We start from the raw sequence: 13176 nt of genomic DNA on the forward strand, positions 1-13176 counted from the left end.
TTTGCAGGCCACTGGCCAGCACCCTGTCCGAGCCCGCGCCATGTCCGATCACCAGATGCCCCCCGCCCTGCGCTTCATGCTCGCGGCGCGGCGCTGCGAATTGCAGCAGCTGGAAGGGCTCGCCCTGACGTGCGAGCTGGTGGAACGCGCCAGTGAACTGGTGCATGACCTGCAGCGCGAGCGAGGTTTCAGCAATGTTCTGCTGGGTACCGGCAACGATCGCTACCGCACCGCGCTGGAGCAGCATTCGACGACCGCGCGTCACAGCGAGGCCAGGCTGCGCGCCTGCCTGGAGGCCCTCGATGCCAGGGTGACCCAGGAACGGCCCCGGCTGCTCAATCGCATCGCCTGTGTCCTGCACCTGCTCGATGGCCTGAGCGGCCTGAGACGCGCCATCGTCGAACGCCGGGTGCAGATGCAGCAGGCCACGGGTACCTTCTCGCACCTCATCGGCAGCCTGCTGGCGGTCATCTTCGAGGCGGCGGACACGGCCAGCGATCCAGGTTTGAGCCGCGCGCTGGTCGCCCTGTTCAACTTCATGCAGGGCAAGGAACTGGCGGGCCAGGCCCGGGCGGTGGGCGTCGTCGGCTTCGCCCAGGGCTACTTCGACCAGGATCTGCTGGCGCGCCTGGATGAACTGGACGGAGGCCAGCTGCGCTGCTTCGCCGGCTTCCTCGACCACGCCGACGCCCGGGCAGTTGCCATCTGGGACGAGGTCCAGGGCTGCGCCTCACGGCAGCAGATCGAACAGCTGCGCACCATGGCCCGGCGCACCTCACCGACCACGCCGGTGGAGGGGGTCCTCGCCGAGCTCTGGTTCGAACTCAATACCCGTCGTCTGGATGCCATGCAGGCAGTGGCCCAGCATCTGGTGGCGGCCTTGCGGACCCGGTGCGCGGCCAGCATCAGGGACGCCCAGGCCGATCTCGACAGCCATCGCAAACTGTCGCGGCGGCTGGCCGAACTCGACCGCGAACCGGGTCAGCCGCTGCTGTTCGGCCTGGCGGCCAATCCGGTGAGCGACGCTGGGCCGGGCGAGGCGCCTGCCGGCATCCTCGACCTGCTGCAGGCCCAGACCCGGCGGCTGCACGAGGTCGAGGCGGAATTGCAGGAGACTCGCCAAGCGCTGGCCGAACGCAAGCTGCTGGAGCGCGCCAAGCAGCGTCTCATGGAGCAGTTGGCGCTGCCCGAAGCCGAGGCTCATCAGCATCTGCAGCGCCTGGCGATGCGCAGCGGCGTGGCCTTGGCCGAGGTGGTCCGCCGGATCCTGGCGCAGCCCGGCTGATACCGCAGCGTGCGCCCGGACGGCGCACATCGGCAGGGATTCGCCCCGCCACTGTGCGCCAGACGGCACCTCATCTCCAGCAAAGCCGCCATTCGGCGCTTGGCACGGTCTCTGCAATCACCCTCCTGAGCGAGTTTCGCTCCCACAGCATCTCCCGGACGACGGCGTCCACCCTCGCAGCCACGGCTGCCGAGCGTGGGCGCCGTTTTTTTATGCCCGCGCATTAAGGACAGACGATGGACGACAACTCCCGTAACGATGACCAGGCCGGTCGTGGACTCCCCCGCCGCAGTTTCCTCAAGCAGTCGCTCGGTATGCTGGGCGCGGGCGCGGCCCTCAGTCTGCTGCCGCCCGGTCTGAAATCCGCCGCCTGGGCAGCGGGCAGCGATACCGTGGAGACGACCAAGGCCAAGCTCGGCTTCATCGCCCTCACCGATGCCGCCCCGCTGTTCGTCGCCGATGAGCTGGGACTGTTCGCCAAGTACGGCATGACCGAGGTGGAGGTGCTCAAGCAGTCCTCCTGGGGCACCACCCGCGACAACCTGGTGCTGGGCTCGGCGGCCAACGGTATCGACGGCGCCCATATCCTCACGCCCATGGTCTATCAGCTGGCCGCCGGCAAGATCACCCCCAATGGCCAGCCGTTGCCCATGGCGCTGTTGGCCCGCCTGAACGTCGACGGCCAGGGTATCTCCTTGTCCAACGACTACCGGGAGCAGAAGATCGGCCTCGACGCCAGCGGCTTCAAGAGCGCCCTGGCCGCCCGCCAGGCCGCCGGCAAGAAAACCTCGGCGGCCATGACCTTTCCCGGCGGTACCCACGATCTCTGGATCCGCTACTGGCTGGCGGCCAATGGCATAGATCCGAATCGGGACATCACCACTTTGGTAGTGCCCCCGGCGCAGATGGTGGCCAACATGAAGGTGGGCAACATGGACACCTTCTGCGTCGGCGAGCCCTGGAACGCCCAGCTGATCAAGCAGAACATCGGCTACAGCGCCCTGACCACCGGCGAACTCTGGGCCAACCACCCAGAGAAGGCCCTGGCCCTGCGCGCCGACTACGTCCAGGCCAATCCCCGGGCCACCCTGGCACTGCTCAAGGCGGTACTGGAGGCTCAGCAGTATTGCGACGTGGCGGCCAACAAGGCCAAGGTCGCCGAGATCTGTGCCAAGCGCCGCTGGATTGGCGCCCCCGCCGAGGACGTGGTCGGCCGCCTGCAGGGCACCTTCGACTACGGCACTGGCCGGGTCGTGCAGAACAGCCCGCACGTGATGAAGTTCTGGAACGAGCACGCCTCATTCCCCTATCAGAGCCACGATCTCTGGTTCATCACCGAGAACCAGCGCTGGGGCTATCTGCCCGGCGATCTGGATGCCCAGGGGCTGATCGCCAAGGTCAACCGCGCCGATCTCTGGCGCGAAGCGGCGGCGGCCATCGGCGTGCCGACCGGCGACATCCCCAGCGGCAACTCGCGCGGCACGGAAACCTTCTTCGACGGCAAGGTGTTCGATCCCGCCGATCCCAAGGCCTATCTCGCCAGCCTGACGCTCAAGGTCTGACGTCCCCCCCTTTTGCCAGAGGAGTTTCGCCCATGAACGCCCACACCCGGCCACCCAAGGCCCTCGCCACCTTTCGCCCGCAAACCCGCCTGCGTCGGCTTGGCCAGCAGGTGCTACGCAATGGCCTGCCCCCGCTGGTGGTGGGCGCCCTGCTACTGATTGTCTGGCAGCTGCTGTGCAGCCGTCCCGGCGCGGCCTTGCCGCCGCCGAGCCAGGTGGTCAGCGACACCTGGGAGCTGATCACCCAGCCCTTCTACGACAACGGCGGCAATGACGTGGGCATGGCCTGGCAACTGCTGGCCAGCCTCGAGCGCGTCGCCTACGGCTACCTGCTGGCCGCGGTGGCGGGCATCGCCCTGGGCGTGCTGGTGGGCCAGTCGGTCTGGGCCATGCGCGGCCTCGATCCGTTGTTCCAGGTGCTGCGCACCGTGCCACCGCTGGCCTGGCTGCCGCTGTCCCTGGCCGGCTTCAAGGACAGCCACCCCTCGGCCCTGTTCGTCATCTTCATCACCGCCATCTGGCCGATCATCATCAATACCTCGGTGGGCATCCGCAACATTCCCGAGGACTACCGCAACGTGGCGCGGGTGCTGCGCCTCAATGGCTGGGAGTACTTCCAGAAGATCATGCTGCCGGCGGCGGCGCCCTACATCTTCTCCGGCCTGCGCATCGGTGTCGGCCTGTCCTGGCTGGCCATCATCGCCGCCGAGATGCTGATCGGCGGCGTCGGCATCGGCTTCTTCATCTGGGATGCCTGGAACGCCTCGCGCATCAGCGACATCATCCTGGCGCTGGTCTACGTCGGCGTCATCGGCTTCCTGCTCGACCGGCTGGTGGCCTTCATCGGTCGCCTGGTCACCCGCGGCACCGCGAACTAGTGCGGTGTTTCAGAAGTTATCTACCCAATTTTGGCAGCGCTTTTTGCCCGCAGCGGCGGACCGCCCCGGGCGGCGTTGCCACTCCTCGCCATAGCCCTGCTATGACTCGTCGCGGCGCCTAGCCCGCTCGGGGCGCCGAACCGAACAAAAATCCCTCGCCAATTCTTGCGCGAACGTCTGAAGCACCACACTAGAGGATTCCCATCATGGCCCAGCCCTATCTGAGCATCGAGCATATCGACAAGAGCTTCACCCGCAACGGCCTCACCTCCACGGTGCTGCGCGACGTCAATCTCAAGATCGAACGCGGCGAGTACATCTCCATCATCGGCCACTCCGGCTGCGGCAAGTCCACGGTGCTCAACATCGTCGCCGGCCTGATCGAGCCGACCTCCGGCTCGATCCTGCTGGAGAATCGCGAGGTCCGCGGTCCGGGTCCCGAGCGCAGCCTGGTGTTCCAGAACCATTCGCTGCTGCCCTGGCTGACCGTCTACGAGAATGTCGCCCTGGCGGTGGACAAGGTGTTCAAGGGCACCAAGAGCAAGGCCGAACGCCACGCCTGGACGCTGCACAACCTGGAAATGGTCAACATGGGCCATGCCCTGCACAAAAGGCCCAGCGAAATCTCCGGCGGTATGAAGCAGCGGGTCGGCATCGCCCGCGCCCTGGCCATGCAGCCCAAGGTGCTCTTGCTAGACGAACCCTTCGGCGCCCTGGATGCCCTCACCCGGGCGCATCTGCAGGACGAAGTGATGCGCATCCAGAGCGAATTGCGCAATACGGTGATGATGATCACCCACGACGTGGACGAGGCGGTACTGCTCTCGGATCGCATCGTCATGATGACCAACGGCCCGGCGGCCACCATCGGCGAAATCCTCACCATCGACCTGCCGCGGCCTCGCGATCGCATCACCCTGGTGGACGATCCGCGCTACAACGGCTATCGCCACGCGGTGCTGAGCTTTCTCTATGAAAAGCACAGCCACCCCGGCGCGGTGGCCTGATCGCGCCCCCTTTCGAGGCACACCGCCTCGAAAGGGGGCAGCCGTCGGTGGCTATCGGCTCGGATCACCGCAGAATGCGGGCAGGCGGCAGCTGGCATGAAGCGTGCACCCTGCTAGCTATCAGCGGTCTTTCTTCAACGGCGAGGAAAGACCCTCCGGACAAAGGCGTCCCAGCTGCTTGCAGCGGGACGCCTTTTTTTTGCGTTACAGTCGCCACCCTGACTACGAGAGGTCACTACATGAGCGGGAAAGTCTGGTTGATCGGCGCCGGCCCCGGCGATCCCGAGTTACTGACTCTCAAGGCGGTACGCGCCCTGGGCGAGGCCGAGGTGGTGATGATCGATGACCTGGTCAATCCGGCGGTGCTCGAACACTGCCCGACCGCCCGGGTGATCCGCGTCGGCAAGCGCGGCGGCTGCCGCTCCACGCCACAGGCCTTCATCCACCGGCTGATGCTGCGCTACGCCCGCCAGGGCCGTTGCGTGGCCCGGCTCAAGGGTGGCGATCCCTGTATCTTCGGGCGTGCTGGCGAGGAAGCCGAATGGCTGGCCGCCCGCGGCGTCAGCAGCGAGATCGTCAATGGCATCACTGCCGGCCTGGCCGGCGCCACCGCCTGCGGCATCTCCCTGACCCTGAGGGGCGTGGCCCGCGGCGTTACCCTGGTCACCGCCCACACCCAGGACGACAGCGCGCCCAACTGGCCCGCCCTGGCGGCCACTGGCACTACCCTGGTGGTCTACATGGGCGTGGCGCGTCTGGCCGAGATTCAGCAGGGTCTGCTGGATGGTGGTCTCGCGCTGACCACCCCCGTGGCCATGATCGAGAACGCCTCCCTGCCCAGCCAACGCGAGTGCCGCTCGACCCTGCAGGACCTGCAGGTGGACGCCGCCCTCTTCCAGTTGCGCAGTCCGGCGATCCTGGTGATCGGCGAGGTGGTGGGCCAGGCGGCTCTGCAACAGGCGCTGAGCTTCGCCGCCCAGGCCTGAGCGGCGAACTCAGGCACCCCGCCGCCGTTCCTATGGGTAATCCCCCAGCAGAGCGGCGCCCATGGACCTCGTCATCGCCCGCCCGGACGGCCTCTATTGCCCGCCCGGCGACTTCTACATCGATCCCTGGCATCCGGTGGAGCGCTCGGTCATCACCCATGGCCACGGCGACCATGCCCGGGTAGGCAACGGTCACTATCTCGCCACCTCGGGCAGTGCCGGCATCCTGCGCGCCCGGCTGGGGGCCGACATCAACCTCCAGACCCTGGAATACGGCGAGGTCATCGACCACCACGGGGTCAAACTGAGCTTCCATCCGGCCGGCCATGTGCTGGGCTCGGCGCAGGTGCGCCTGGAGTATCGCGGGGAGGTCTGGGTGGCCTCGGGCGACTACAAGGTCGAGCCCGATGGCACCTGCACCCCTTTCGAGCCGGTGCGCTGCCATACCTTCATCACCGAATCCACCTTTGGCTTGCCGATCTATCGCTGGCGACCCCAGGCGGAGATCTTCGCCGAGGTCAATGAATGGTGGCGCGCCAACCAGGCCCGGGGACTGGCCAGCGTCCTCTACAGCTATGCCTTCGGCAAGGCGCAGCGGCTTCTGCACGGCCTGGATCCGGAGATCGGCCCGATCCTCGCCCATGGCGCGGTGGAACCCCTGAACCGGGTCTATCGCGAGGCCGGTATCCGCATCCCCGAGACCCACTATGCCGGCGACTTCAAGAAGAGCGACCCCACGTTGCGCCAGGCGCTGATCATCGCCCCGCCCTCGGCCGGTGGCAGCACCTGGATCCGCCGCTTCGGCGAGCACAGCGATGCCTTCGCCAGCGGCTGGATGATGCTGCGCGGCACCCGCCGCAGGCGCGGCGTGGATCGCGGCTTCGTGCTCTCCGACCACGCTGACTGGCCGGGCCTGCTGTGGGCCATTGAGCAGACCGGCGCCGAGCGGGTGATGGTCACCCATGGTTCGGTGGCCACCCTGGTGCGCTATCTGCGCGATCAGGGCCTGGACGCCCAGGGCTTCACCACCGAATACGGTGAGGAAGACGACACCCCCGTCGCCACAGAGGCCCAGGCATGAAGGCCTTCGCCGAACTCTATGGCCGTCTCGACGCCACCACCTCCAGCAACGCCAAGCTGGCCGCCCTGGTGGACTACTTCGGCAGCGCCCCGGCCGCGGATGCCGCCTGGGCGGTGTACTTCCTCGCCGGCGGCCGCCCCCGGCGCCTGGTGCCGACGCGCCAGCTGCGTGAGCTGACCATGGCCCTCTCCGGCCTACCCGAGTGGCTGTTCGAGGAGAGCTATCAGGCGGTAGGTGACCTGGCCGAAACCATGGCGCTGCTGATTCCCACCGCCGATGCCGCCAATGCCGAAGGCTTGGCCTTCTGGCTGGAGGAATACCTGCTGCCCCTGCGCGGGCTGCCGCCGGAAGAGCTGGCCGAGCGCCTGCCGCCGCTCTGGGGCGAGCTGGATCGCCAGAGTCTGATGGTCTGCATCAAGCTGATCACCGGCGAATTCCGCGTCGGTGTCTCCAAGCTGCTGGTGACCCGCGCCCTGGCCACCCTGGCGGACCTGGATCCCAAGCGCGTCGCCCAGCGCCTGGTGGGCTATACCGATCTCTCCCATCGCCCCACCGCCGAGGGCTATGCCCGCCTGGTCGCTCCGGAAAGCCCGGATGAGCATGCCCAGCGGGGTGGTCAACCCTATCCGTTCTTTCTCGCCCACGCCCTGCAACTGCCGGTGGACCAGTTCGAGGCGCAACTGGGCCCGGCCGAAGACTGGCAGGTGGAATGGAAGTGGGACGGCATCCGCGCCCAGTTGGTCAAGCGTGACGGTCGGCTGTGGATCTGGTCGCGAGGCGAAGACCTGGTCACTGATCGCTTTCCCGAACTGCATCCCCTCGCGGAATCGCTGCCCGACGGTACCGTCATCGACGGCGAGATCGTGGTCTGGAAGGAAGACGCCGCCCCCGACACCCTGCTCAGCAGCGAGGAGGTCAGCGAGCACCAGGATGACCAGGATCCGGCCGCGCCCATCCCCTTCGGCGTGCAGCCCTTCGCCCTGCTGCAGCAACGCATCGGCCGCAAGACCCTAGGCAAGAAGATCCTCGAAGACGTACCGGTCATCCTGCTCGCCTACGACCTGCTCGAATGGCAGGGCCACGACCTGCGCAGCCAGCCGCAACGTCAGCGCCGCGCCGAGCTGGAACGGGTGGTGGCGCGCTGCGCCAGTCCGCTGCTGCGCCCCTCGCCGCTGCTGCACGGCAAAGACTGGCAGGATCTCGCCCGCCAGCGCGAGGCCTCACGCACCCTGGGGGTCGAAGGCATGATGCTCAAGGCCCAGGATTCGCTCTATGGCGTCGGTCGTACCAAGGACATGGGCACCTGGTGGAAATGGAAGGTCGATCCCTTCTCGGTGGATGCGGTGCTCATCTATGCCCAGCGCGGCCATGGGCGGCGTGCCAGTCTCTATTCCGACTACACCTTCGCCGTCTGGGACGGTCCGCCGGAGAGCAGCGAACGTACCCTGGTGCCCTTCGCCAAGGCCTATTCGGGGCTTACCGACGAGGAGATGCGCAAGGTGGATGCCATCGTCCGCCGCACCACGGTGGAGAAGTTCGGCCCGGTACGCAGTGTCGAGCCGACCCTGGTGTTCGAGCTGGGTTTCGAGGGCATCGCCCTGTCCAAGCGCCACAAGAGCGGCGTCGCCGTGCGCTTTCCGCGGATGCTGCGCTGGCGCCACGACAAGCCGGTGGCCGAAGCCGATACCCTCGACATCCTGCAGCAGCTGCTGGCCTAGCGGATGACCGGCCAGGCACCGCCACCGGTAGCCGATGGTGCGATAGGCGCGCCGCAGGAACCCCGCTGGGCCTTGGCGCTCGCTTGCCTCCCGGCCTTGGCGGCGATCCTGCTTGCCGGCTGGTGGACGGAGGCTTGGCTGCCTTGCGTGGTAGCCCTGGGTGGCGCCTATACCGTCGGCTTCGGCGCCTACAAGAGCTTTGCCGCCGAGCCGCTGGCACCCATGCTGGTGGCCGCTCTGGGCATGGCCTTTTCCGCCGTGGTCGGCTCGCTGCTCGGTCACCAGTTGCCAGCCCTGGTAATGGCCGGGGCGCTGTGGGCAGCCTGCTGCGCCTGGCTGTTCGCCGTCGGCAACGGCCCCTGGTGGATCACCCAGCAGTGGACGGTGGCCCTGCTGGTCGCTGGTGGCTTTCCCGGTGATCTGCAGCAAGCCTTGCTGCGGGGCGGCCTGGTACTCGGCGGTGGGCTGCTGCAACTGCTGCTTTTCGCCCTGGTGCAAAAGGCCCTCTACCGCTCCCAGTGGCGGCTGCGCACCGGCTCCCTCAAGGCCCATCTCTGGGAAGTGGTAGCCCTGTTCGCCGACAGGTTACGGCTCGGCCGCTACGGCTTCTATGCGGCCGCCGTGGTCGCCCTCTGCCAGACCCTGACCGGCCTGCTCGACTACGGCCACGGCTACTGGGCGCCCATGACCGCCCTGCTGGTGCTCAAGCCGCGACTGGGCGACACCTGGCGGCGCGGCCTGGGTCGGCTGGGCGGCACCCTGGCCGGCTGCCTGCTGGCGGGCGCGGTGGTCTGGCTCGACGATACGCCCGCCGTCCTGGCCGGTGCCTGCCTGCTCTGCGCGGCGGGTGCCTATCTGCTGCAGGACGGGCGCTACTCGCTGCAGACGCTGTTCATCACCGGCACCACGGTGCTGATGGTGGCCCTGGCCGGCGCCCCCGAGGCGAGCATCGCCCGGGAACGGATCGGCAGCACCCTGCTGGGCGGTGCGGTCGCCCTGCTGTTCCTGGCGCTGGAAGCGGGCGTCGAACGAGGACTCGCCCGCCTTCAGCGACGCCGCCGGTTGCGCCAGGCGAACACCAGCAATCCTAGCAAGGCGCCCAGGTAGCTGCCATCGTGCATCCAGGCCGCCAGCAGGAAGCCACGGCTGTCCTGCACGCAGGCAGGAACCCGCTGCACGCTGCCCAGCTCCAGGACGAGCCAGCCCAGGCCCAGGCCTAGCACGGCGCAACCCAGCGCTCCGAGCAGGACGGCCACGCTACCGCGCCAGAGATAGCGCTCCGTGAGCGGACGTCCGCGCGCCAGCCAGAGCAGCGCCAGACCCAGCGGCAGGCCTGCCACCGCGCCGGCCTGCAGGCCGACCCTCGCCGCTCGCCAGCGCGGCGCCACATCGGTGTCGAGCAAACCGAACTGCGGAAATTTCAGGCAGTGGAAGTAGTCCGGACCTATGCGGTAGCTGAGCTGGTCATGCAGCGCCCCATAGAGCGCGGCCAGGGCGATCAGCGCCAATAGCCTGCCCAGGCCTCGCGCCACCGGCTAGCCCAGGGCCTTGTGGTAGCTGTGCAACCCCGTTCCCAGCGGTCGCGGCAGAAAGCCGCAGTGTTGGTAGCCACACCGCTCATAGAAGGCTGCCGCCTGGGCAGTGCGCAGATACGCGACCTGAGCACCCTGGGCGCGTGCCTTAACTTCCGCCTGCTGCAGGAGTTGCCGACCCAATCCACGCTGGCGATGCCCCTCATCCACCCAGAGCACCTCAATCTCCAGACCCTGCCAGAACACTCGCCCCAAGAGGCCGGCAATGACTCGGGAATCCTCGATGATGACCAACTGTAGCGGGACGTCGGCCGACTCATCGGCCAACTGCGGGTGCTGAGCGCTGACAAACGCCTGGAAACCCTGGGCCACCGCTGCCGCCTGATCAACGCTCGCCTGATGAACCCTGGCCAGCTGTACAGCCTTGCCCCGAACAGCCATTGTTTTCGCTCCCGTTTCCTTTACACCCAGCCACGGCGGATGATTGCTACCGAACCGATACGACCGCTTATCGAATCGGCTCTTCTGCTACCTTTCTGCCCACCTTTGGCACAGGCGTATCTTTTTAGACCCAAAGCGGTGCGTTCGTCCGCCCTGGGCAGGAAAGCCGCGCCTTTCCGGTGCATAATGCGCGCCGCTCGGCTGGGTCGGCTGCGACAGGATGTAACCAACGCGGCAACCGCGTACAGATTTGGGACGATCTTCGCCGACTGGTAAGCTTATTGCTCCCGCGAGGGCACGGGCGTCGTACTGGCGCCATGATTTCATCCACATTCGCACTAGGATCCGACATGAAAAAAAGCTGGCTGACTCTCTCTGCGCTCGCCCTGTGTCTGGCCGCCGGTTCGGCGATGGCCAAGGAATGGAAAGAGATCCGCTTCGGTGTGGACACCACCTACCCGCCTTTCGAATCCCAGGCCGCCGATGGCAGCTTCGTCGGCTTCGACATCGAACTGGGCAACGCCATCTGCGAAAAGCTGGAAGTGAAGTGCAAGTGGGTGGTGAGTGACTTCGACGGCCTGATCCCCGGCCTGCGGGCGCGCAAGTTCGACGGCATCCTATCCTCGCTGACCAAGACCCCGGCCCGTGCCGAACAGATCGACTTCTCCGACCTGCTGTGGTCGGGTCCCTCCTCCATGGTCGTCAAGGAAGGCTCCAATCTGCAGGCCACTCCGGAAAGCCTGAAGGGCAAGACCGTCGGCGTGCAGCAGGGCACCATCCAGGAAACCTTCGCCAAGCAGAAGCTGGCGCCCAACGGCGTCAACGTCCAGAGCTACCAGAACCAGGATCAGGTCTATGCCGACCTGGTGTCGGGCCGTATCGACGTCGCCATGCAGGACATGCTGCAGGCCGAGGGTGGCTTCATGAAGTCGCCCCAGGGCAAGGGCTACGTCAACACCGCCATCCACGACGAGCTGCTGCCGGCCGATACCGCCGTCGGTATCCGCAAGGGCAACGACGAGTTCAAGACCTTCGTCAACAAGGGCATCGCGGCCATCCACGCCGACGGCACCTACGACAAGATCCAGAAGAAGTACTTCGGCGACCTGAACCTCTACGATCCCAAGTAAGGTTCGCTCGGCAGACGCCCCCGGTGCCACCGGGGGCGTTTTACGTATGACCGTTGGCGCTCACCGTGCTCGCGGCCTCACCAGGCGATTCTCCCAAGACGCATGCAGCAGAATTCCTTCGACTCCTTCTTGCAGTCCATCGGACTGGGCACGCTCAGCCTGCATGGCTACGGCCCGCTGATCCTGGAAGGCACCCTGACGACCCTCAAGCTCGCCGGCTTCGCGCTGGTGGTGGCGGTCATCCTCGGCCTGCTCGGCGCCTCGGCCAAGCTGTCGCGCCTCGCGCCCCTGCGCTTCATTGCCCAGAGTTACACCACCCTGATCCGTGGCGTGCCCGATCTGGTGCTGATGCTGCTGATCTTCTACAGCCTGCAGAACTGGCTGGGCGCCCTCACCGACTACATGGGTTGGGATTACATCGACATCGATCCCATGGCCGCCGGTATCGCCACCCTCGGTTTCATCTACGGCGCCTACTTCACCGAGACGTTTCGCGGCGCCATCCTCGCCGTGCCGCGCGGTCAGGGCGAGGCTGCCGTGGCCTATGGCCTGACCCGCTGGCAGACCTTCACCCTTATCACCTTTCCGCAGATGATGAGATTCGCCCTGCCCGGTATCGGCAACAACTGGCAGGTGCTGCTCAAGGCCACCGCGCTGGTCTCCATCATCGGCCTGGCCGATCTGGTCCGCGCCTCCCAGGAAGCCGGCAAGGGCACCTTCAAGCTGTTCTACTTCCTGATCGTCGCCGGCGTCATCTATCTGCTCATCACCGCCGTGACCAACGCCATCCTCGGGGCCCTGGAACGGCGCTATCACGTCGGCGTGCGGGAGGCCAAGCGATGATCGAACTCCTCCAGCAATACTGGAAGCCTCTGCTGTGGACCGATGGCTACCACATCACCGGCCTGGCCATGACCCTCTGGCTGCTGGTGGCCTCGGTGGTGATCGGCTTCGTCGTTTCGGTGCCCCTGTCGGTGGCCCGGGTGTCCGAGCGCCGCTGGCTGCGCTGGCCGATCGGCTTCTACACCTACGTCTTTCGTGGCACCCCGCTCTATCTGCAGCTGCTGATCTGCTACACCGGCATCTACAGCCTGGGCTTCGTGCGTGACCAGCCCATGCTGGGCAGCTTCTTCCGTGACGGCCTGAACTGCACCATCCTGGCCTTCGCCCTGAACACCTGCGCCTACACCACGGAGATCTTCGCCGGGGCCATCCGCAACACGCCCCATGGCGAGGTCGAGGCGGCCAAGGCCTATGGCCTGGACGGCTGGCGGCTGTACGTGCACGTGATCCTGCCTTCGGCGCTGCGCCGCTCGCTGCCCTTCTACAGCAACGAAGTCATCATGATGCTGCACTCCACCACCCTGGCCTTTACCGCCACGGTACCGGACCTGCTCAAGATCGCCCGCGATGCCAACACCGCCACCTTCCTGACCTTCCAGGCCTTCGGCCTGGCCGCGTTGCTGTACCTGGCGGTGTCCTTCATCCTGATCGGCCTGTTCCGCCTGGCGGAGCGCCGCTGGCTGGCCTTCCTCGGCCCGACCCACTGACCCAAG

The 13176-nt window shown here is 66.7% G+C and carries 13 protein-coding genes; 11 read left to right on the forward strand and 2 right to left on the reverse strand.

All coding sequences use genetic code 11. The features are described from left to right. The first annotated feature begins 40 nt into the window (after positions 1 to 40). From V6W80_RS14025 to V6W80_RS14060, 8 genes are all read left to right on the forward strand, one after another. Positions 41 to 1285 (forward strand): nitrate- and nitrite sensing domain-containing protein, encoded by a 1245-nt coding sequence (locus V6W80_RS14025; protein WP_338544573.1) that lies wholly within the window; start codon positions 41 to 43, stop codon positions 1283 to 1285. A 236-nt stretch (positions 1286 to 1521) separates the two neighbouring features. Continuing rightward, the gene (locus tag V6W80_RS14030) at positions 1522 to 2847 is read left to right on the forward strand and encodes a CmpA/NrtA family ABC transporter substrate-binding protein (protein ID WP_338544574.1); all 1326 of its coding nucleotides are present in this window, start codon (positions 1522 to 1524) and stop codon (positions 2845 to 2847) included. Positions 2848 to 2879: 32 nt separating this feature from the next. Continuing rightward, on the forward strand, positions 2880 to 3725 hold the full coding sequence (gene ntrB / locus V6W80_RS14035; protein WP_160924456.1) for a nitrate ABC transporter permease: 846 nt from the start codon (positions 2880 to 2882) through the stop codon (positions 3723 to 3725). Positions 3726 to 3931: 206 nt separating this feature from the next. Continuing rightward, the gene (locus V6W80_RS14040; protein ID WP_184287133.1) at positions 3932 to 4732 is read left to right on the forward strand and encodes an ABC transporter ATP-binding protein; all 801 of its coding nucleotides are present in this window, start codon (positions 3932 to 3934) and stop codon (positions 4730 to 4732) included. A 239-nt stretch (positions 4733 to 4971) separates the two neighbouring features. Next, complete coding sequence (gene cobA / locus V6W80_RS14045; RefSeq protein WP_338544575.1) at positions 4972 to 5718, forward strand: uroporphyrinogen-III C-methyltransferase; 747 nt, start codon at positions 4972 to 4974, stop codon at positions 5716 to 5718. A 61-nt stretch (positions 5719 to 5779) separates the two neighbouring features. Then, complete coding sequence (locus V6W80_RS14050) at positions 5780 to 6799, forward strand: ligase-associated DNA damage response exonuclease (RefSeq protein ID WP_338544576.1); 1020 nt, start codon at positions 5780 to 5782, stop codon at positions 6797 to 6799. Then, a complete protein-coding gene (locus V6W80_RS14055) occupies positions 6796 to 8517 on the forward strand; it encodes an ATP-dependent DNA ligase (RefSeq protein WP_338544577.1) in 1722 nt (573 codons plus the stop codon). The genes V6W80_RS14050 and V6W80_RS14055 overlap by 4 nt, the downstream gene beginning before the upstream one ends. Positions 8518 to 8589: 72 nt before the next feature. Continuing rightward, complete coding sequence (locus V6W80_RS14060) at positions 8590 to 9624, forward strand: FUSC family protein (RefSeq protein ID WP_338544578.1); 1035 nt, start codon at positions 8590 to 8592, stop codon at positions 9622 to 9624. Here V6W80_RS14060 and V6W80_RS14065 read toward each other — a convergent pair. After that, positions 9564 to 10049 (reverse strand): hypothetical protein, encoded by a 486-nt coding sequence (locus V6W80_RS14065; protein WP_338544579.1) that lies wholly within the window; start codon positions 10047 to 10049, stop codon positions 9564 to 9566. The two genes, V6W80_RS14060 and V6W80_RS14065, sit on opposite strands and share 61 nt — an antisense overlap. A gap of 3 nt (positions 10050 to 10052) precedes the next feature. Then, the gene (locus V6W80_RS14070) at positions 10053 to 10490 is read right to left on the reverse strand and encodes a GNAT family N-acetyltransferase (protein WP_338544580.1); all 438 of its coding nucleotides are present in this window, start codon (positions 10488 to 10490) and stop codon (positions 10053 to 10055) included. A gap of 350 nt (positions 10491 to 10840) precedes the next feature. Between V6W80_RS14070 and V6W80_RS14075 the strand changes: the two genes are divergently transcribed. From V6W80_RS14075 to V6W80_RS14085, 3 genes are all read left to right on the forward strand, one after another. Beyond that, the gene (locus tag V6W80_RS14075) at positions 10841 to 11620 is read left to right on the forward strand and encodes an ABC transporter substrate-binding protein (protein ID WP_064308980.1); all 780 of its coding nucleotides are present in this window, start codon (positions 10841 to 10843) and stop codon (positions 11618 to 11620) included. A 102-nt stretch (positions 11621 to 11722) separates the two neighbouring features. Continuing rightward, positions 11723 to 12463 carry an ABC transporter permease gene (locus tag V6W80_RS14080; RefSeq protein ID WP_184287087.1) on the forward strand — a complete coding sequence of 247 codons (741 nt, stop codon included), beginning with the start codon at positions 11723 to 11725 and terminating at the stop codon, positions 12461 to 12463. Beyond that, positions 12460 to 13170, forward strand: coding sequence for an ABC transporter permease (locus V6W80_RS14085; RefSeq protein ID WP_064308978.1), 711 nt, complete (start codon positions 12460 to 12462; stop codon positions 13168 to 13170). The genes V6W80_RS14080 and V6W80_RS14085 overlap by 4 nt, the downstream gene beginning before the upstream one ends. Positions 13171 to 13176: the final 6 nt, after the last annotated feature.

This window comes from Pseudomonas benzopyrenica, from assembly GCF_036884265.1.
In the GTDB taxonomy this organism is placed as follows: domain Bacteria; phylum Pseudomonadota; class Gammaproteobacteria; order Pseudomonadales; family Pseudomonadaceae; genus Chryseomonas; species Chryseomonas benzopyrenica.

Excerpts from the sequence above, each read along its gene's own strand:
- V6W80_RS14030 (WP_338544574.1), top strand. The coding sequence starts at position 1,522 with ATGGACGACAACTCCCGTAACGATGACCAGGCCGGTCGTGGACTCCCC.
- V6W80_RS14025 (WP_338544573.1), top strand. The coding sequence starts at position 41 with ATGTCCGATCACCAGATGCCCCCCGCCCTGCGCTTCATGCTCGCGGCG.
- V6W80_RS14070 (WP_338544580.1), bottom strand. The coding sequence starts at position 10,490 with ATGGCTGTTCGGGGCAAGGCTGTACAGCTGGCCAGGGTTCATCAGGCG.
- V6W80_RS14050 (WP_338544576.1), top strand. The coding sequence starts at position 5,780 with ATGGACCTCGTCATCGCCCGCCCGGACGGCCTCTATTGCCCGCCCGGC.
- V6W80_RS14055 (WP_338544577.1), top strand. The coding sequence starts at position 6,796 with ATGAAGGCCTTCGCCGAACTCTATGGCCGTCTCGACGCCACCACCTCC.
- V6W80_RS14085 (WP_064308978.1), top strand. The coding sequence starts at position 12,460 with ATGATCGAACTCCTCCAGCAATACTGGAAGCCTCTGCTGTGGACCGAT.
- V6W80_RS14080 (WP_184287087.1), top strand. The coding sequence starts at position 11,723 with ATGCAGCAGAATTCCTTCGACTCCTTCTTGCAGTCCATCGGACTGGGC.
- ntrB (WP_160924456.1), top strand. The coding sequence starts at position 2,880 with ATGAACGCCCACACCCGGCCACCCAAGGCCCTCGCCACCTTTCGCCCG.
- V6W80_RS14040 (WP_184287133.1), top strand. The coding sequence starts at position 3,932 with ATGGCCCAGCCCTATCTGAGCATCGAGCATATCGACAAGAGCTTCACC.
- V6W80_RS14075 (WP_064308980.1), top strand. The coding sequence starts at position 10,841 with ATGAAAAAAAGCTGGCTGACTCTCTCTGCGCTCGCCCTGTGTCTGGCC.
- cobA (WP_338544575.1), top strand. The coding sequence starts at position 4,972 with ATGAGCGGGAAAGTCTGGTTGATCGGCGCCGGCCCCGGCGATCCCGAG.